The organism is Streptomyces sp. NPDC043908 (assembly GCF_056435525.1).
The window spans coordinates 189,334-207,631 of sequence record NZ_JBWKEI010000006.1; the positions used below are offsets into that span (position 1 = coordinate 189,334).

Below are 18,298 nucleotides of genomic sequence, written 5' to 3' on the forward strand. Positions count from 1 at the left end.
CCGGTCCGCGGGGGCACCGCCGACCAGGAGGACCCCATGAAGTTCGCGCAGATCATCGACTTCGAGACCGAGCGGGCGGACGAGATGCGCGAGCTCATCCGTCAGTACGAGGAGCGGGCTCGCTCGGAGGGCCGCAAGCTCGGGCCCACGCACCGCACCCTGCTGCGCGACCGGTCCAACCCCAACCGCTATCTGGCCGTGGTCCAGTTCGACTCGTACGAGGAGGCCATGGCCAACAGCGACGCTCCGGAGACGACCGAGCTCTCCCAGCGGCTCGCGGCGCTGTCGACGCGCCCACCCGCCTTCACGGACTGCGACGTGGAGGAGTCGGAGGCGCTGTAGCTACCAGCCGCGCGCGTGCCACTCCGGCAGCTTCGGGCGCTCGTCGCCGAGCGTGGTGTCGTTGCCGTGGCCCGGGTAGACCCACGTCTCGTCCGGGAGGACCGCGAAGAGTTTGGTCTCCACGTCGTGCATCAGGCTGGCGAAGGCCCGCGGGTCCTTGTGGGTGTTGCCGATCCCGCCCGGGAAGAGGCAGTCGCCGGTGAACAGGTGCGGGTGGCCGTGCGGGTCGTCGTAGACCAGGGCGATCGAGCCGGGGGTGTGGCCGACCAGATGGCGGGCGGTCAGCTCGACCCGGCCCACGCGGATCGTGTCCCCGTCCTCGACGGGGACGTCGGTCGGTACGGGGATGCCCTCGGCGTCGTGGCGGCCCGCGTAGGTCCTGGCGCCGGTGGCGGCGACGACCTCGGCGAGCGCCTGCCAGTGGTCGCCGTGGCGGTGGGTGGTGACGACGGACTCGATGCCGTCGTCACCGATCAGCGTCAGCAGGGTCGAGGGCTCGGCCGCCGCGTCGATCAGGAGCTGCTCGCCCGTGGCCCGGCAGCGCAGCAGATACGCGTTGTTGTCCATCGGGCCCACCGCGACCTTGGAGATCATCAGATCGCCGAGCTCGTGGACATCCGCAGGACCGCCGACCTTGACCGCTCCGCTGTACGTCATGGACTCAGCGTAGCCCGGCGCCTACAGGGGCGGCAGGGCGGGCAGCGGGCCGCCGGTGACCTCCAGGGCCGTCCCGCTCCTGCGGCCCGCGAGCCAGCCCAGCAGGTCCCACGCGGGGCCGCCCACGGTCACCGCGGGGCCCTGGGTGCCGCCCGTGCGCAGGGTGTGGCCGTTGCCGCCGGTGAGGGTGACGGGCGGGAGCGAGGCATGCCCGGAGAAGCGGTCGGCCAGGAACTGGATCTCGCGCCGGACGAACTCGTCCGGCAGGTCCTCCAGCTCGTAGCCGGTGCCCAGGTCGACGTGGTGCAGCTCGACCTCGATCAGCCGCCGGAAGGGGATGCGGGCGGCCTGGTCCAGGACGCCGTTGCGCAGCTCGACCGTGCGGGTCCAGTCGGCGGCCCGGGCGCCCTCCTCCTGGAAGCGGGCCGCGCTCTCGCGCAGGTCGGCGAGGTGGACGTCGAGCGGGCGCGCGGCGTCGCGCGCGATGTCGGCGTCGCGGGCCTCGGCGCTCTCGTACATGGGGCGCCCGGCGAGCACGTTCACCAGCGCGTCGGCGTTGCGGGCGAGGTGCGCGAGCACGTGCCCGCGGGTCCAGCCGGGAAGCCGTGACGGCTCGGCGAGCGCCGCGTTGTCCAGTTTGCCCGCTGCGGTGAGCAGCCGTTCGGTGGCTTCCCGTACAGAGTCCAGGTCGTGCGCATGATCAATCATGGCGCCGACGATAGTCCCGCCACTCATTCGGGTGAAGCCGCTGGGACGAGTCCGTAAATCGAATGCGCGTGCTATAGGCTCGTCAGTGGCATCAGGCATCCTTGGTAATAGCAATCCATCGCCCAGGCGACCCCCCATAGTCTGAGACGGGGGCTCCGCCCCCTGCTTCTCTTCAAGAAAGGTGCGGACCGGCGTGGCCGACCGTCTCATCGTCCGTGGCGCGCGCGAGCACAATCTCAAGAACGTCTCGCTCGACCTCCCGCGCGACTCCCTCATCGTCTTCACCGGGCTCTCGGGGTCGGGCAAGTCGTCCCTCGCGTTCGACACGATCTTCGCCGAGGGGCAGCGCCGCTACGTCGAGTCGCTCTCCTCGTACGCCCGCCAGTTCCTCGGCCAGATGGACAAGCCGGACGTCGACTTCATCGAAGGTCTGTCGCCCGCGGTCTCCATCGACCAGAAGTCGACCTCGCGCAACCCGCGCTCGACGGTCGGCACCATCACCGAGGTCTACGACTACCTGCGTCTGCTCTTCGCGCGCATCGGCAAGCCGCACTGCCCCGAGTGCCGCCGGCCGATCACCCGCCAGTCGCCGCAGGCCATCGTCGACAAGGTGCTCGAACTGCCCGAGGGCAGCCGCTTCCAGGTGCTCTCGCCGCTGGTGCGCGAGCGCAAGGGCGAGTTCGTCGACCTCTTCGCCGACCTCCAGACCAAGGGCTACAGCCGCGCGCGCGTGGACGGCGAGACGATCCAGCTCTCCGAGCCGCCCAAGCTCAAGAAGCAGGAGAAGCACACCATCGAGGTGGTCATCGACCGCCTCACCGTGAAGGACTCCGCCAAGCGCCGCCTCACCGACTCGGTGGAGACCGCGCTCGGCCTGTCCGGCGGCATGGTGGTGCTCGACTTCGTCGACCTGGCGGCCGACGACCCCGAGCGCGAGCGGATGTACTCGGAGCACCTGTACTGCCCGTACGACGACCTGTCCTTCGAGGAGCTGGAGCCGCGCTCCTTCTCCTTCAACTCGCCCTTCGGCGCCTGCCCCGACTGCACCGGCATCGGCACGCGCATGGAGGTCGACCCCGACCTGATCATCCCGGACGAGGACAAGTCCCTCGACGAGGGCGCCATCTCCCCCTGGTCGCTGGGCCACACCAAGGACTACTTCGCCCGGCTGGTCGGCGCCCTCGCCGACGAGCTCGGCTTCCGTACGGACATCCCCTGGGCGGGGCTGCCCCAGCGCGCCAAGAAGGCGCTGCTGAACGGCCACAAGACCCAGATCGAGGTGCGCTACCGCAACCGGTACGGACGGGAGCGGGCCTACACCACCGCCTTCGAGGGTGCGGTGCCCTTCGTCAAGCGGCGCCACTCGGAGGCGGAGTCCGACGGGGCGCGCGAGCGCTTCGAAGGCTATATGCGCGAGATCCCCTGCCCGACCTGCCAGGGCTCGCGACTGAAGCCGCTGGTCCTCGCGGTCACCGTGATGGACCGCTCCATCGCCGAGGTCGCCGCGATGTCGATCAGCGACTGCGCCGACTTCCTGGGCGAGCTCAAGCTCAACGCGCGCGACAAGAAGATCGCCGAGCGCGTCCTGAAGGAGGTCAACGAGCGGCTGCGCTTCCTCGTCGACGTCGGCCTCGACTACCTCTCGCTCAACCGCGCCGCCGGGACGCTCTCGGGCGGCGAGGCCCAGCGCATCCGCCTCGCCACCCAGATCGGCTCCGGCCTGGTCGGCGTGCTCTACGTACTGGACGAGCCCTCGATCGGTCTGCACCAGCGCGACAACCACCGTCTGATCGAGACGCTGGTGCGGCTGCGCGACATGGGCAACACCCTGATCGTCGTCGAGCACGACGAGGACACCATCAAGGTGGCCGACTGGGTCGTCGACATCGGCCCCGGCGCCGGTGAGCACGGCGGCAAGGTCGTCCACAGCGGCCCCTTGAAGCAACTCCTCGCCAACAAGGAGTCGATGACCGGGCAGTACCTGGCGGGCAAGAAGTCCATCCCGCTGCCGGAGCTGCGCCGTCCCGTGGACCCCGCGCGCAAGCTCACCGTGCACGGGGCCAAGGAGAACAACCTCCGGGACATCGACGTCTCGTTCCCGCTGGGCGTGCTGACCGCGGTCACCGGTGTCTCCGGCTCCGGCAAGTCGACCCTGGTCAACGACATCCTCTACACCCACCTCGCGCGCGAGCTCAACGGCGCGCGGACCGTGCCCGGGCGGCACACGCGCGTGGAGGGCGACGACCTGGTCGACAAGGTCGTCCACGTCGACCAGTCGCCCATCGGCCGTACGCCCCGGTCGAACCCGGCGACGTACACCGGTGTCTTCGACAACGTGCGCAAGCTGTTCGCCGAGACGATGGAGGCGAAGGTGCGGGGCTACCTCCCGGGCCGCTTCTCCTTCAACGTCAAGGGCGGCCGCTGCGAGAACTGCTCGGGCGACGGCACCATCAAGATCGAGATGAACTTCCTGCCGGACGTGTACGTGCCGTGCGAGGTCTGCCACGGGGCGCGCTACAACCGGGAGACGCTGGAGGTCCACTACAAGGGCAAGTCCATCGCGGAAGTCCTCGACATGCCGATCGAGGAGGCGCTGGAGTTCTTCGAGGCGGTGCCGACGATCGCCCGCCACCTGCGGACGCTGAACGAGGTGGGGCTGGGATACGTCCGGCTCGGCCAGTCGGCGCCGACGCTGTCGGGCGGTGAGGCGCAGCGCGTGAAGCTGGCCTCCGAGCTCCAGAAGCGGTCCACGGGCCGCACGGTGTACGTGCTGGACGAGCCGACGACCGGTCTCCACTTCGAGGACATCTCGAAGCTGATCAAGGTCCTGTCGGGGCTCGTCGACAAGGGGAACTCGGTGATCGTCATCGAGCACAACCTCGACGTCATCAAGACCGCGGACTGGGTCGTGGACATGGGGCCCGAGGGCGGCAGCGGGGGTGGACTGGTGATCGCCGAGGGTACGCCGGAGCAGGTCGCGTCCGTGGCGGCGAGCCACACCGGGAAGTTCCTGCGGGACATTCTGGGGGCGGACCGGATCAGTGACGCGGAGTCGGTCGCGCCCGTGTCGCCGGGGCGGCGGGGGGTTAAGCGGGCGCCGGCCAAGAAGGTGGCGGCCAAGGGGGCCGCCAGCGCGGCGGGTGCGGGTTCTGGCAAGGCTTCTGCGAAGGCGCCGGCCAAGAAGGCGGTTTCGCGGGCGCGGAAGGGCTGAGCGTCTCTGTCCCGGGGGGTTCGGCCCCCCCCCCCGGGCCCCTGGTTGGCCGGTTTGTTTCCTGCGGGTCCGGCTGGCCGGGTGGGGCGCCTGCGGCGGGCTGGTTTCCCCACCCCGCCCCTTCCCGTAAGCCCTCGCCGGGCGGCCGGTTTTTGGCTGCGGGTCGTGGGGGGCTGGTCGCGCAGTTCCCCGCGCCCCTGGGGGGGGGGGGGTGGGTGACGCGGTCGGGTTTTTGGTGCGGGTCGTGGGGGGCTCGTCGCGCAGTTCCTCGCGCCCCTGGGGGGGGTGGGTGAGGCGGCCGGTTTTTGGGTGCGGGTCGTGGGGGGGGCTGGTCGCGCAGTTCCTCGCGCCCCTGGGGGGTGGGTGAGGCGGTCGGGTTTTGGGTGCGGGTCGTGGGGGGCTGGTCGCGCAGTTCCTCGCGCCCCTGGGGGTGGGGGGTGTAGCTGGTTCTTTGGGTGCTGGGTGCGTTGTTCCCCCGTGCCCCTGGTCCCGTGAGTGAGGTGCAGCCTGGGATTTCAGGGGAGGTGTGGCTTGGGGGGCATTTTCGATGCGTGGGGCGGGTCAGCGCCTTGGTTCGTGCAGGTCAGGGCTGCCGCGTGGGCCGCGTAGGCCAGGGCCGCCCGCCAGCCCGCCGCCGACAGCGGGAGTCGTCCCGCCACCACGTGCAGCAGCGCCGCGTTCACCGTGTCCCCCGCCCCGATCGTGTCCACCACCTCGACCCGCTCCCCGGGGACGGAGATCTCCTCGCCGGAGCGCGTCCACACCGTCAGGCCCGCCGCGCCCCGCGTCAGCACCACCGCCTCCGGGCCCGCCGCCAGCCACGCGCGCACCCCGCCGCCCAGCCACTCCGCGTCCTCCTCGGACAGCTTCAGCAGGGACACGTACGGCAGCCAGGAGCGGAAGCGCGCCCGGTAGGCGTCCGGGTCCGGGACCAGGCCGGGACGGATGTTGGGGTCCAGCAGGGTGAACAGGCCGCGCCCCGACTCCCGCCGCAGCAGCGCCTCGTACGCGCTCGCCCCGGGCTCCAGGACCAGCGAACACGTGCCGAGAGCCAGTGCCCGTACGCCGGAGGGGAGGTCGGGCGGCAGCGTGAAGAGGCGGTCCGCGGTGCCGGAGGCGTAGAAGCCGTACCCGGCGCCCCCGTCAGGACCCACCGTCGCCACCGCCAGCGTCGTCGGCTCGGGGCCGCGCTGGACCAGTGAGGTGTCGACACCGGCGGCGTGCAGCCCGTCGAGCAGGGCCTCGCCGAAGCCGTCCGTCGACACCCGGGAGCAGAAGGCCGCCTCGGCGCCGAGCCGTCCCAGGGCGACCGCCGTGTTGTACGGGCCGCCGCCGCGCCGGGGCGTCAGGGGGCCCAGCCGGTCGCCGGGGCGCTCGGGGACCAGGTCGATGAGGGCTTCTCCGGCGACGACGATCACGCGGCCGAACGTACACCCATCCGGGCCCGCCCGACTCACCCCGGGCGGTGGCACCACCCCACCCCCGGCCCCACCTGCCCCGCCGGTATCGTCGGATACGTCACCAACCCCCCATGACCCGTGGAGACCCCATGTCCGGCCAGCCCGCCGCCCGTCGCACCGTGCTGAAAGGCGCGGCCCTCGCCGGGGCCGCGGGGCTGGGTGTGGCCGCCTGCTCCACCGACTCCAAGCTCGGCCACGCCGAGACGCCGACCCCGACCGCGCCGGTCGCCCTGGGCGCGCCCGAGGAGGTCCCGGTCGGCGGGGCCAAGCTCTACCGCGAGCAGCGGCTGATGGTGTCCTGCCCGGCCAAGGGCGAGTACAAGGCGTTCAGCGCCCAGTGCACCCACGCCGGCTGCGTCCTGGACAAGATCGAGGACGGGCACGGGAACTGCCCCTGCCACGGCAGCCGCTTCGACGTCATGACCGGCCGGGCCGTCCACGGCCCGGCGACCGTGCCGCTGCCGGCCGTCCCGGTGAAGGTGAAGGACGGCAGGCTGGTGGCCGGCCCCGACGCCTGACAGTCCCGACGGGGGCGTCCCGCCGCCTGCGCCCAGGGCCCGGACAGGCCCGCAGGGGGCGTCCCGCCGCCCGCGACCAGGGCCTGACAGGGGCGTCCCGCCCTCGGCGCCCAGGGCCCGACAGAGGCACCCCGCCCCTCCTACGCCCAGTCCCAGTCGATCCCCAGGATCCCCGGCCGCACCCCCTGCTCGACCAGGTGGACCGTCCGGTGCTGTCCGCTGAGCGTCAGGTCGCCCCGGTCCGAGCGGGCCGAGCCTGCCGAGGAGCGGGCGAAGCGGCGGCACCGTACCGGCAGCGCGTGCTCGTCGAAGCGGACCTGGAGCACGTACTGCCCGCCCGCGAAGCTGAAGCCGCGTACGTACTCGCTGCTCGGGCCCGCCGTGCCGTCCTCGAAGCCGTAGCCGAAGAGGTACGTCTCCCCGGCCCGCAGCCGGGCGTCGAAGAGCAGCTCGGCCACCAGGACACCGGTTTCGGCGTCCCAGCGCACCCGGCCGGTGCGGCAGTTCTCGGCGGCCCGCACCCGCACCCGGGACGGGTCGCAGCCGGGGTCGCCGTGGTGGATGGCGAGATAGCGGTCGATGCCGTCCCGGTGGGCCCGCACCACCTGCTGGGAGTCGCGGCCGAGCAGTTCACGGCCCGCCCCGACGCGTACCCGCTCATGGTGGCCGACCGTGTGCAGTCCGCCGTCCACCGGGGACTCCAGGTCCGTGATCAGCCGCTCGACGACTCCGGAGGCCTCCACCAGCGAGCGGTAGGAGCGGCCCGCCGGGCGCTCCGCGCCGTCGCGGGCCTCGCCGCCGTCGAGCAGCCGCAGCAACGCGCGCTCCGGCAGCCCGAGGACCTCCTCCAGGGCGCGCACGGCCCGCAGCGACTCGGCGCGCTGCGGCCGCCGGGCGCCCTGCTGCCAGTAACTGAGGCTGGTCACGCCGACCTTGACCCCGCGCCCCGCGAGATGGTGCTGGACGCGCTGGAGCGGAAGCCCGCGGACGGCGAGCGCGGTGCGCAGGGCCAGATGGAAGGGGCCGGTGTGCAGCACCTGGGCCAGATCGGCATCGGTGTGGAGCATGGGGGACTCCCTCGGGACTGCTTCGGATCCGGTGGGGGGTGGCCGCACGGGTCCGGTCCGGCCGCGCGGGGCGGTCGGGGCGGCCGTACGGACCTGGTTCAACCGCGCTGCCGGTCAGGGGGCTTCGGGCCGCACAGTGAACGTTCACGGCGGGGGGTGGTCACGGGTCGCCGCGGGACCCGGGTGGCCTGGTGGGCCCGGAAGGCCTGTTCACAGGGGAGGCCACTCCGTTCACACCCGCGTCTCACCCCGCATTGAAGCGCGTTGACCAGCTCACGACAACGTTCGATGCTCACCGAAAGCGTCCGGACGCGCTCCTCCAATCCCCACACCCCCCGCTTCGGGAGGAACGCGATGCACAACCGCAAGAGACGGCATCCGGCCCTCGCCCTCGTGGTGACGGCCCTGCTCGCCGCCCCCACGGCGAGCGCCGTCGCATCCCCGCACCACCACGGCACCACCGCAGCCGCCACGTCCACGCCCCCCACGTCCACGACCGCCGCCGACACCCCTGCCGCCGCCGATCCGGCGTCCGCCACGGCCGCGACATCCAAGCGCCTCAACATCACCATGCAGGCCCAGCAGAAGGACAACTGGTGCTGGGCCGCCAGCGGCAACACCATCGCCACCTGGTTCGGGCGCGCCTACAGCCAGAACCAGTTCTGCAACGCCGCCTTCGGGCGGCAGCAGGGCTACGACTGCCCCAACTGGCAGGCCGACCTGGGCAATGTGCAGAACGCCCTGGGCTGGGCCGGGATCAGCTCCGGCTCGTACGTCAGCGGCTGGCTGCGCTATTCGACCGTCCAGACCGAGATCAACGCCAACCGGCCGATGGAGACCCGCATCCAGTGGTCGAGCGGCGGCGGCCACATGCATGTGATCTACGGGTACGACACCGCGAACAGCTGGGTGTACTGGGGCGACCCCTGGCCCTCCAGCAACCGCTACAACTGGGCCTCGCACGCCTGGTACGTCGACAACGACTCGTTCTCCTGGACCCACTCGCTCTACCGGATCGGGGCGTGACGCGATGACGCTGCGACGTCTGTCCTCCTCCTGCGCCGCCGTCGCGGCGCTGCTCACCGGCCTCGCCGGCCTCTGCGCCCCGGGCGCGGCGGCCGACGGGCGCCCCACCGCGACGGCGGACTCCAGGGCCGCCGCCCACCGGGCGGCCTCGGCGCCCGAGACCCTCGCCACGCTCTCCCGCTTCTTCGCCCGGGACGGCAAGGTGTCGCTGGCCGCCGCCGCCCCGCGCGTCCAGGGCGACGCGGTGCCCGTCTACACGCTCTCCCCGGAGTTCGTCGCGGGGCGGGCGGGGGCGCCGGTGGCGAAGGTGGAGTACCTCGCCTCCACGGCCGTCGCCTCGGACGGCCAGAAGGCCTCCCTGTGGACGGTTCCGCGGGGCGGGACCTGGCAGGTGGTGAACATCGCCACCGGCGACGACGAGGCCCGCTACACCGCGGCCGGCGCGCTCCGGCTGCCGGGCGGCACGGTCTTCCAGGAGCCGCAGATCAACGCCTGGTACGTCCAGAAGGGGGCCACCGTGCTCCCGCTGGACGAGGACGCCGTCCGCGCGGTCGGCGCCCGGGGCACCACACTGGCCGCCTACCGGCAGCGCGTCCAGCGGGCCTACGGCGACAAGCTGCCCGGCTCCGCGTACGCGAAGTCCGGCAAGGCCGGAGGGTACGGGCAGAGCCCCGGGGAGGCCCGGGCCCAGGCCGCGGCCGCCGCGTCCGTCCCCGCGGGCCACGACGGCCCGGCCACGGCCGTCTCGGTGACCGCCGGCGCGGGCGCGCTCACGGCGGCGGGCCTCGGCGCGGTGGTCCTGCGCCGCCGCAGGCGCGGGGCGGACCCGGCGTAGGCATCGGCGGACCGTGTGGCCGGCCGCGGACCGTGCGCGGCCGGCCACACGGTTCCCCGCGCCCCCCGAAGAGGGCCGCGCCCCGTGAAACCGCGTTGTCGGTCCCCGCCAGTAGGGTGGTGGCCATGGCAGACCCCTCCACCTACCGCCCCAAGCCGGGACAGATCCCCGACTCGCCGGGGGTCTACAAATTCCGGGACGACCACCGCCGGGTGATCTACGTCGGCAAGGCCAAGTCCCTGCGCCAGCGGCTGGCGAACTACTTCCAGCCGCTCACCAGCCTGCACCCGCGCACGGCGACGATGGTCACCACGGCGGCGTCGGTGGAGTGGACGGTCGTTTCCACGGAGGTCGAGGCGCTCCAGCTCGAGTATTCGTGGATCAAGGAGTTCGACCCCCGCTTCAACGTCAAGTACCGCGACGACAAGAGCTATCCGTATCTGGCGGTCACCCTCAACGAGGAGTTCCCGAGGGTCCAGGTGATGCGCGGCGCCAAGAAGAAGGGCGTGCGCTACTTCGGTCCGTACGCGCACGCGTGGGCGATCCGCGAGACCGTGGACCTGATGCTCCGCGTCTTCCCGGTACGGACGTGCTCCGCCGGGGTGTTCAAGCGCTCCACCCAGATCGGCCGGCCCTGCCTGCTCGGCTACATCGGCAAGTGCGCGGCCCCCTGCGTCGGCCGGGTCACGCCCGAGGAGCACCGCGAACTCGCCGAGGACTTCTGCGACTTCATGGCCGGGCGCACCGGCACGTACCTGCGCCGCCTGGAGAAGGACATGGCGGCGGCGGCCGAGGAGATGGAGTACGAGCGGGCCGCGCGGCTGCGCGACGACATCGGGGCGCTGCGCCGCGCCCTGGAGAAGAACGCGGTGGTCTTCACCGACGCCACCGACGCGGACCTGATCGCGGTCGCCGAGGACGAGCTGGAGGCGGCCGTGCAGATCTTCCATGTGCGCGGCGGCCGGGTCCGCGGCCAGCGCGGCTGGGTCACCGACAAGGTCGAGGCGGTCGACACGGCCGGCCTGGTGGAGCACGCCCTCCAGCAGCTGTACGGCGAGGAGACCGGCGACTCCGTACCGAAGGAGGTGCTGGTCCCGGCGCTGCCGGAGGACGCCGAGGCGGTCGGCGCGTGGCTGGCGGGGCGGCGCGGGTCGCAGGTGTCGCTGCGCATCCCGCAGCGCGGCGACAAGAAGGACCTGATGGCCACGGTCGCGCGCAACGCGCAGCAGGCCCTCGCCCTGCACAAGACCAAGCGCGCCTCCGACCTGACCACCCGCTCCCGGGCCCTGGAGGAGATCGCGCAGGCCCTGGAGCTGGACAGCGCGCCGCTGCGGATCGAGTGCTTCGACATCTCCCACCTCCAGGGCGAGGACGTGGTGGCCTCCATGGTGGTCTTCGAGGACGGCCTGGCCAGGAAGAGCGAGTACCGGCGCTTCCAGATCAAGGGCTTCGAGGGCCAGGACGACGTCCGGTCCATGCACGAGGTGATCACCCGCCGCTTCAAGCGGTACCTGGCCGAGAGCGCCCGGCTGGGGGAGTGGGCGGACGGCGAGGAGGGCGCCGGGACCGGACCGGCTCCCTCCGGTGAGGTCCCGGCGCCCGGCGAGGCCCCGGCGGAGGCCGGGCCGCGCACCGAGGACGGACGGCCCAAGCGGTTCGCCTACCCGCCGCAGCTCGTGGTGGTCGACGGCGGGCAGCCCCAGGTGGCGGCCGCCAAGCGGGCCCTGGACGAGCTGGGGATGGACGACGTGGCGGTCTGCGGGCTCGCCAAGCGCCTGGAGGAGGTCTGGCTGCCGGACGACGACGACCCGGTCGTCCTGCCGCGCTCCAGCGAGGGGCTGTATCTGCTCCAGCGCGTGCGGGACGAGGCCCACCGGTTCGCCATCACCTACCAGCGGGTCAAGCGGACCAAGCGGTTCAAGGCGAGCCCCCTGGACGACGTGCCGGGTCTGGGCGAGTCCCGCAAACAGGCTCTGATCAAGCATTTCGGCTCGGTGAAGCGGCTGCGGTCGGCGACAATCGAGCAGATCTGTGACGTTCCCGGGATAGGCCGCAAGACGGCCGAGACCGTGGCGGCGGCCCTGGCCCGGTCGGCTCCGGCCGCACCCGCCGTGAACACGGCGACAGGAGAGATCATTGAAGAGGACGACGGGGGATCCGCGACATGACTGAGCACGACCGAACAGACGCAGAAGCTGGAGCCGCACACGTGAGTACGGGCACGACGAACGACGCCGCAGAGCCGGCCATCCCCGAGCTGGTGATCATCTCCGGCATGTCCGGCGCCGGACGCAGCACCGCCGCCAAGTGCCTGGAGGACCTCGGCTGGTTCGTCGTCGACAACCTGCCGCCCGCGCTGATCCCCACCATGGTGGAGCTCGGCGCCCGCTCCCAGGGCAATGTGGCCCGCATCGCCGTCGTCGTCGACGTGCGCGGCCGCCGCTTCTTCGACAACCTCCGCGAGTCGCTGGCCGACCTGGACTCCAAGCAGGTCACCCGGCGGATCGTCTTCCTGGAGTCCTCCGACGACGCGCTGGTGCGCCGCTTCGAGTCGGTCCGCCGCCCGCACCCGCTCCAGGGCGACGGCCGGATCGTCGACGGCATCGCGGCCGAGCGCGACCTGCTGCGCGAGCTGCGCGGCGACGCCGACCTGGTGATCGACACCTCCAGCCTCAACGTCCACGAGCTGCGCGCCAAGATGGACGCCCAGTTCGCAGGCGACGAGGAGCCGGAGCTGCGCGCCACGGTGATGTCGTTCGGCTACAAGTACGGCCTCCCGGTCGACGCCGACCTGGTGGTGGACTGCCGCTTCCTGCCGAACCCGCACTGGGTGCCGGAGCTGCGCCCGTACACCGGCCTGAACGAGGAGGTGTCCGGGTACGTCTTCAACCAGCCCGGCGCCAAGGAGTTCCTCAACCAGTACAGCGAGCTGCTCCAGCTGATCGCCACCGGCTACCGCCGCGAGGGCAAGCGCTATGTGACGGTCGCCGTCGGCTGTACCGGCGGCAAGCACCGCTCCGTGGCGATGTCCGAGAAGCTGGCCGCCCGCCTCGCCTCCGAGGGGATCGAGACCGTCGTCGTCCACCGGGACATGGGGCGCGAGTGAAGGTGTACCGACGGCGCACGCGCGGACCGGTGCGCCGCACCGGCCGCGGGCGCGGCGCCCAGCCCAAGGTCGTCGCCCTCGGCGGCGGCATGGGCCTGTCCGCGTCGCTCGCGGCGCTGCGCCGGATCACCGGCGATCTGACCGCCGTCGTCACCGTGGCCGACGACGGCGGCTCCAGCGGCCGGCTCCGCGAGGAGCTGGGCGTGCTGCCGCCGGGCGATCTGCGCAAGGCCCTGGCGGCGCTCTGCGGCGACGACGACTGGGGCCAGACCTGGGCCCGGGTCATCCAGCACCGCTTCCAGTCCCAGGGCGAGCTGCACGAGCACGCCGTCGGCAATCTGCTGATCGTCGCCCTGTGGGAGCAGCTGGGCGACCACGTCCAGGCGCTCGACCTGGTCGGCAAGCTCCTCGGGGCGCACGGCAGGGTGCTGCCGATGTCCGCGGTCCCCCTGGAGCTCCAGGCGCTGGTGCGGGGCCACGACCCGGACCGTCCCGACGACGTGGACACCGTCCGGGGCCAGGCCACGGTGGCGCTCACCCCGGGCGAGGTGCAGTCCGTCAACCTGGTACCGCACGACCCGCCGGCGGTCCCGGAGGCGGTGGAGGCCGTCCTGGACGCCGACTGGGTGGTGCTGGGGCCGGGCTCCTGGTTCTCCTCGGTGATCCCCCATCTGCTGGTGCCCGAGCTGCTCGACGCGCTGACGGTGACCAAGGCGCGCAAGGTGCTCTCGCTGAACCTGGCGCCCCAGCCCGGCGAAACCGATGGCTTCTCTCCGCAGCGTCATTTGGAGGTTTTGGGACGACACGCCCCTAAACTCGCCCTGGACGTGGTGCTGGCCGACGTGGCCGCCGTGCCCGACCGCGAGTCCCTCGCCGACGCCGCCAAGCAGCTCGGCGCCGTGGTCGAGCTGGCGGCGGTCGCCGCGCCCGACGGGTCCCCCAAGCACGACCGGGAGCTGTTGGCAGCCGCGTACGACCGTATTTTTCGGATGCATGGAAGGATCGGCCCATGGCGATGACGGCAGCGGTGAAGGATGAGATCTCCCGGCTTCCCGTCACCCGGACCTGCTGCAGAAAGGCGGAGGTCTCGTCGATCCTGCGGTTCGCCGGCGGCCTCCACCTGGTCAGCGGCCGCATCGTGATCGAGGCGGAGCTGGACACCGCGATGGCGGCGCGCCGCCTCAAGCGGGACATCCTGGAGATCTTCGGCCACAGCTCCGAGCTGATCGTGATGGCTCCGGGCGGACTGCGCCGCGGCTCGCGCTTCGTCGTACGGGTGGTGGCGGGCGGCGACCAGCTGGCGCGCCAGACCGGCCTCGTCGACGGCCGGGGCCGCCCCATCCGGGGCCTCCCGCCCCAGGTGGTCTCGGGGGCCACCTGTGACGCCGAGGCGGCCTGGCGCGGGGCCTTCCTCGCCCACGGCTCGCTCACCGAGCCGGGCCGCTCCTCCTCCCTGGAGGTGACCTGCCCGGGCCCGGAGGCCGCCCTCGCGCTGGTCGGCGCGGCCCGCCGGCTCCAGATCGCCGCCAAGGCCCGCGAGGTGCGCGGGGTGGACCGCGTGGTCGTGCGCGACGGGGACGCCATCGGCGCCCTGCTCACCCGCCTCGGGGCGCACGAGTCGGTGCTCGCCTGGGAGGAGCGGCGGATGCGCCGCGAGGTCCGGGCCACCGCCAACCGCCTGGCCAACTTCGACGACGCCAATCTGCGCCGCTCGGCGCGGGCCGCCGTCGCCGCCGGGGCCCGGGTGCAGCGCGCCCTGGAGATCCTCGGCGAGGAGGTGCCGGAGCATCTGGCCGCCGCCGGGCGGCTGCGCATGGAGCACAAGCAGGCCTCCCTGGAGGAGCTGGGCGCGCTCGCCGATCCGCCGCTGACCAAGGACGCGGTCGCGGGCCGGATCCGCCGGCTGCTGGCCATGGCGGACAAGCGGGCCCAGGACCTGGGCATCCCCGGGACCGAGTCCAATCTGACCGAGGAGATGGCGGACGGCCTGGTCGGCTGATCGGGGGAGCACCCCTCCGCTTGGCGTCGGCCCCGCTCTCGTACCGCCGGCGCACCCAGGCCTCACCCTTTCGTGAACGGCGCCCACTTGGTGGGCGCCGGTTCCGGTTCCCCCTCCTTCGCGCAGTATTGACATGATCATGAAGTGTCATGAGCCTGTCGTCTGTCCACTTTCGTGGCACACAACAGCAAGGGGGGCCAATGAGACGCAGAGCGAGAGCGATCCTCGCCGCGGCTTCACTGCTCACGGCCGGACTGGCGGCGGTACCAGCCGCCCACGCGAGCCCGGGCGGCAAGGGCGGCACCGGCGAAGGACTGTCCGTCTGGTACGCCGACGTCACCAAGGCGCAGCTGCCGCTCCTGCTCGCGCAGGGCGCGGACGGCCAGGAACTGACCGCCCAGGTACCCGCCGAGGGGACCGCGAAGGTCGAGCTCTACCTCACGAAGACGCAGGCCGGCACGTTGCGGAAACAAGGCGTCGACCTCACCGAGCACACGGTTCCGGCCGCGACCGAGAAGCGCCTCAAGGCCCAGGGGGACGGTGTCTTCCGCCCCTACAGCGGGGCGAACGGGCTGCGGCAGGAGATCGTCGACACCCAGCGCGCCCACCCCGGCCTCACCAAGGTCGAGTCGATCGGCAAGACGGTCAAGGGCCAGGACATCCTCGCGCTCAAGCTCACCAAGAACGCGAACAAGGCCAAGGACGGCTCCAGGCCCTCCGTGCTGTACATGTCGAACCAGCACGCCCGGGAGTGGATCACCCCGGAGATGACCCGGCGGCTGATGCACCACTACCTGGACAACTACGGCAAGGACCCGCGGATCACCAAGATCGTGGACTCCACCGAGCTGTGGTTCGTCCTCTCCGCCAACCCCGACGGGTACGACTACACCTTCACCGGCACCCAGCAGCGGCTGTGGCGCAAGAACCTGCGCGACAACAACGGTGACGGGAAGACCGCACCGGGCGACGGCGTCGACCCCAACCGCAACTTCCCGTACAAGTGGGGCTACGACAACGAGGGTTCCTCGCCCGACCCCGCCGACGAGACCTACCGCGGCCCCTCCGCCGGCTCCGAGCCGGAGACCAGGGCGCTGGACGCCTTCGAGAAGCGGATCGGGTTCTCCTACGCCATCAACTACCACTCCGCGGCCCAGCTCCTGCTGTACGGCGTGGGCTGGCAGGTCGCCACCCCCACCCCGGACGACGTCCTCTACAAGGCGCTGGCGGGCACGCCCGACAAGCCCGCGATACCCGGCTACCACTCGCAGCTCTCCTCCGAGCTGTACACCACCAACGGCGAGGCCGACGGACACGCGGGGAACGTCAACGGGATCCACATGTTCACCCCGGAGATGTCGACCTGCCAGACGGCCTCCCGGATCGACCCCGACGACCAGTGGAAGCCCGGCGACTGCCAGTCGGTCTTCAACTTCCCCGACGACGAGAAGCTGATCCAGCAGGAGTTCGCCAAGAACATCCCGTTCGCGCTGGCCGTCGCCGACACCGCGCGCCACCCCGACCAGCCGGTCTCCCCGGTCGGCATCGACGCCCCCGACTTCACCCCGGACGCCTTCACCACCTCGTACGCCCGCGGCGAGGACCAGGAAGTCGCCGTCACCGCCCGCAGGTCGGTGCGCGACAAGAGGCTCAACTACCGCATCGACGGCGGACGTACGCACACCGAGGACCTCCGCGCCTGGAAGGGCGGCGACGTCTACGGCGGCGAGGACAACCTCCACTTCGACCAGTACCGGGCCACCGTCGAGGGCGCGGACACCGGGTCCACGGTGGAGGTCTGGTTCACCGGGCGCACCCGCGCCGGCAAGCGGACCTCCAGCACGCCCTTCACCTACACGGTGGCCGCCCGGCCCAGGGGCGACACCCTGGTGATCGCGGAGGAGGGCGGCACCGCGCCCGCCCGGCACGCCGGGGCGTACACCAAGGCCCTCGCCGACAACGGCCGCAGGTCCGCGGTCTGGGACGTGGCCACCCAGGGCACCCCGAGCGCGCTGGGCGTGCTCAGCCACTTCCGGACGGCCGTCTGGTACACGGGCGCCGAGCGGCCCACGGCCGCCGTCACCCTGGCCGTGCGCGACTTCCTCAACGAGGGCGGGCGGCTCGTCAACGCCGGTGAGAAGGCGGGCGGCACGGTCGACCTCGGCGGCGCCGACTCCGACGACTTCGCCCAGTACTACCTCGGCGCCTACAACCGCGTCGGCCTGAAGTCGCCACCGGCCTTCGAGGGCGCCGGGAGCCTGGCGGGCGCCAGGGCGACGCTGGGCAACGCGAGCGACAACCCGCTGGACCTGGCCGGGGCGTACACGATCACCTCGGACACCCTCAAGCCCGACCGGTTCCCGCAGTTCAAGAGCGCCGCCGCGGGCACCTACCCGGGCATCCGTACCCCGTTCGAGCCGGCCGCGGGCGACTGGTTCGCGGCGGCCCAGCACCAGGACAGCGCCTATATGCGGCTGTCCAGGACCGTCGATCTGAGCGGCACGACGGCGGCCGACCGGCCGAGCCTGGGGTTCCAGCTCAGCTATGACACCGAGCCCGGCTTCGACAACGTGATCGTCGAGGCGCACACCGTGGGGCAGGAGGACTGGACGACCCTGCCGGACACCAACGGCGGCACCAGCCAGGCGGTCCCCGCCCAGTGCGAGCAGGGCTACTACGTCCAGGGGCACCCGTTCCTGGCGCACTACCTGACCGTGGGCGCGAGCGCCTGCACGGCGAGCGGAACCTCGGGCGCCTGGAACCGGTTCACCGGCTCCTCCAACGGCTGGCAGCCGGTCTCGGTCGACCTCAGCCCCTACGCGGGCAAGCGGGTCGAGCTCTCCATCTCCTACGTGTCGGACCCCGGCACCGGAGGCGTCGGCGCCTTCGTCGACGACACCAGACTCGTCATCGGCGGCACCGCCCAGGGCGCCGAGGGCTTCGAGACGGCGCTCGGCCCGTGGAGCGTGCCGGGACCGCCGGCCGGCAGCCCCGGCAACGCCGGCGACTGGGCCCGCTCCCCGGCGCTCTTCCACTCCCAGGCGGCCGTCACCACCCACGACACCGTGCTGCTCGGCTTCGGCCTGGAGCACGTGCCGTCGGCCGCCGACCGCAAGAACGTGATCGGCAGGGCGCTCCGCTCCCTGCGGGACTGAACCGGGGCGGACCGGGCATCCGCGTGCTGAGACCACGGGGGTGCCCCTCGCCCGCCCATCACGCTCCGTAGTCGGGACGAAAGTCCCCCCGGCGGCCCTTACCCGTTGGTAGGTATGGGCCGTCGGCCATGTCCGGGCCGTCGTGGCCGCTGAGGGGAGTGCGCTCGATGTCACTCCACGGCTCCGGGAGAGGTAGGGTCATAAGCGGTCGGGG

14 protein-coding genes are annotated in these 18,298 nt (G+C 72.2%); 10 read left to right on the forward strand and 4 right to left on the reverse strand.

What is annotated here, in order from left to right:
* Window positions 1–36: 36 nt before the first annotated feature.
* Window positions 37–342, forward strand: a complete 306-nt coding sequence (locus AC069K_RS15655; protein ID WP_358836162.1) for a hypothetical protein — start codon at window positions 37–39, stop codon at window positions 340–342.
* Here the strand turns inward: AC069K_RS15655 and AC069K_RS15660 are convergent, their stop codons facing one another.
* Both AC069K_RS15660 and AC069K_RS15665 read right to left on the reverse strand, forming a co-directional pair.
* Window positions 343–999 (reverse strand): MBL fold metallo-hydrolase, encoded by a 657-nt coding sequence (locus AC069K_RS15660; protein WP_358836163.1) that lies wholly within the window; start codon window positions 997–999, stop codon window positions 343–345.
* A gap of 21 nt (window positions 1,000–1,020) precedes the next feature.
* Complete coding sequence (locus tag AC069K_RS15665; RefSeq protein WP_358836164.1) at window positions 1,021–1,707, reverse strand: maleylpyruvate isomerase family mycothiol-dependent enzyme; 687 nt, start codon at window positions 1,705–1,707, stop codon at window positions 1,021–1,023.
* A gap of 193 nt (window positions 1,708–1,900) precedes the next feature.
* Between AC069K_RS15665 and uvrA the strand changes: the two genes are divergently transcribed.
* Window positions 1,901–4,918 carry an excinuclease ABC subunit UvrA gene (gene uvrA / locus AC069K_RS15670; RefSeq protein WP_478616233.1) on the forward strand — a complete coding sequence of 1,006 codons (3,018 nt, stop codon included), beginning with the start codon at window positions 1,901–1,903 and terminating at the stop codon, window positions 4,916–4,918.
* Between the two features lie 515 nt (window positions 4,919–5,433).
* On the opposite strand, the gene AC069K_RS15675 is transcribed toward uvrA, so the two are convergent.
* A complete protein-coding gene (locus AC069K_RS15675) occupies window positions 5,434–6,336 on the reverse strand; it encodes a carbohydrate kinase family protein (protein WP_478616236.1) in 903 nt (300 codons plus the stop codon).
* Between the two features lie 131 nt (window positions 6,337–6,467).
* Between AC069K_RS15675 and AC069K_RS15680 the strand changes: the two genes are divergently transcribed.
* A complete protein-coding gene (locus tag AC069K_RS15680; protein ID WP_365105293.1) occupies window positions 6,468–6,896 on the forward strand; it encodes a Rieske (2Fe-2S) protein in 429 nt (142 codons plus the stop codon).
* A 140-nt stretch (window positions 6,897–7,036) separates the two neighbouring features.
* On the opposite strand, the gene AC069K_RS15685 is transcribed toward AC069K_RS15680, so the two are convergent.
* Window positions 7,037–7,963 carry a hypothetical protein gene (locus AC069K_RS15685; protein ID WP_478616239.1) on the reverse strand — a complete coding sequence of 309 codons (927 nt, stop codon included), beginning with the start codon at window positions 7,961–7,963 and terminating at the stop codon, window positions 7,037–7,039.
* Between the two features lie 354 nt (window positions 7,964–8,317).
* On the opposite strand from AC069K_RS15685, the gene AC069K_RS15690 reads away from it, so the two are divergent.
* The 7 genes from AC069K_RS15690 to AC069K_RS15720 all read left to right on the forward strand — a co-directional run bounded on the left by AC069K_RS15690 (window position 8,318) and on the right by AC069K_RS15720 (window position 18,084).
* Window positions 8,318–8,989, forward strand: a complete 672-nt coding sequence (locus tag AC069K_RS15690) for a papain-like cysteine protease family protein (protein ID WP_478616242.1) — start codon at window positions 8,318–8,320, stop codon at window positions 8,987–8,989.
* Between the two features lie 4 nt (window positions 8,990–8,993).
* A complete protein-coding gene (locus AC069K_RS15695; RefSeq protein ID WP_478616245.1) occupies window positions 8,994–9,824 on the forward strand; it encodes a hypothetical protein in 831 nt (276 codons plus the stop codon).
* A 125-nt stretch (window positions 9,825–9,949) separates the two neighbouring features.
* Window positions 9,950–11,992, forward strand: coding sequence for an excinuclease ABC subunit UvrC (uvrC, locus tag AC069K_RS15700; RefSeq protein WP_365105192.1), 2,043 nt, complete (start codon window positions 9,950–9,952; stop codon window positions 11,990–11,992).
* Window positions 11,989–12,930 (forward strand): RNase adapter RapZ, encoded by a 942-nt coding sequence (gene rapZ / locus AC069K_RS15705; RefSeq protein ID WP_358835962.1) that lies wholly within the window; start codon window positions 11,989–11,991, stop codon window positions 12,928–12,930. Before uvrC ends, rapZ begins: the two co-directional genes overlap by 4 nt.
* Window positions 12,927–13,949 carry a gluconeogenesis factor YvcK family protein gene (locus AC069K_RS15710; protein WP_358835963.1) on the forward strand — a complete coding sequence of 341 codons (1,023 nt, stop codon included), beginning with the start codon at window positions 12,927–12,929 and terminating at the stop codon, window positions 13,947–13,949. The genes rapZ and AC069K_RS15710 overlap by 4 nt, the downstream gene beginning before the upstream one ends.
* Window positions 13,940–14,929, forward strand: a complete 990-nt coding sequence (gene whiA, locus AC069K_RS15715) for a DNA-binding protein WhiA (protein WP_101387789.1) — start codon at window positions 13,940–13,942, stop codon at window positions 14,927–14,929. The genes AC069K_RS15710 and whiA overlap by 10 nt, the downstream gene beginning before the upstream one ends.
* Window positions 14,930–15,129: 200 nt before the next feature.
* Entirely contained in the window at window positions 15,130–18,084 is a 2,955-nt protein-coding gene (locus AC069K_RS15720; RefSeq protein WP_478616251.1) for a M14 family metallopeptidase, read from the forward strand.
* The last annotated feature ends 214 nt before the right edge of the window (window positions 18,085–18,298 follow it).

What these genes read in the sequence shown, in the direction of transcription:
- AC069K_RS15680 (WP_365105293.1), top strand. Translation starts at nt 6,468, where the DNA reads ATGTCCGGCCAGCCCGCCGCCCGTCGCACCGTGCTGAAAGGCGCGGCC.
- AC069K_RS15720 (WP_478616251.1), top strand. Translation starts at nt 15,130, where the DNA reads ATGAGACGCAGAGCGAGAGCGATCCTCGCCGCGGCTTCACTGCTCACG.
- AC069K_RS15655 (WP_358836162.1), top strand. Translation starts at nt 37, where the DNA reads ATGAAGTTCGCGCAGATCATCGACTTCGAGACCGAGCGGGCGGACGAG.
- AC069K_RS15665 (WP_358836164.1), bottom strand. Translation starts at nt 1,707, where the DNA reads ATGATTGATCATGCGCACGACCTGGACTCTGTACGGGAAGCCACCGAA.
- whiA (WP_101387789.1), top strand. Translation starts at nt 13,940, where the DNA reads ATGGCGATGACGGCAGCGGTGAAGGATGAGATCTCCCGGCTTCCCGTC.
- AC069K_RS15695 (WP_478616245.1), top strand. Translation starts at nt 8,994, where the DNA reads ATGACGCTGCGACGTCTGTCCTCCTCCTGCGCCGCCGTCGCGGCGCTG.
- uvrC (WP_365105192.1), top strand. Translation starts at nt 9,950, where the DNA reads ATGGCAGACCCCTCCACCTACCGCCCCAAGCCGGGACAGATCCCCGAC.
- rapZ (WP_358835962.1), top strand. Translation starts at nt 11,989, where the DNA reads ATGACTGAGCACGACCGAACAGACGCAGAAGCTGGAGCCGCACACGTG.
- AC069K_RS15660 (WP_358836163.1), bottom strand. Translation starts at nt 999, where the DNA reads ATGACGTACAGCGGAGCGGTCAAGGTCGGCGGTCCTGCGGATGTCCAC.
- AC069K_RS15690 (WP_478616242.1), top strand. Translation starts at nt 8,318, where the DNA reads ATGCACAACCGCAAGAGACGGCATCCGGCCCTCGCCCTCGTGGTGACG.
- AC069K_RS15685 (WP_478616239.1), bottom strand. Translation starts at nt 7,963, where the DNA reads ATGCTCCACACCGATGCCGATCTGGCCCAGGTGCTGCACACCGGCCCC.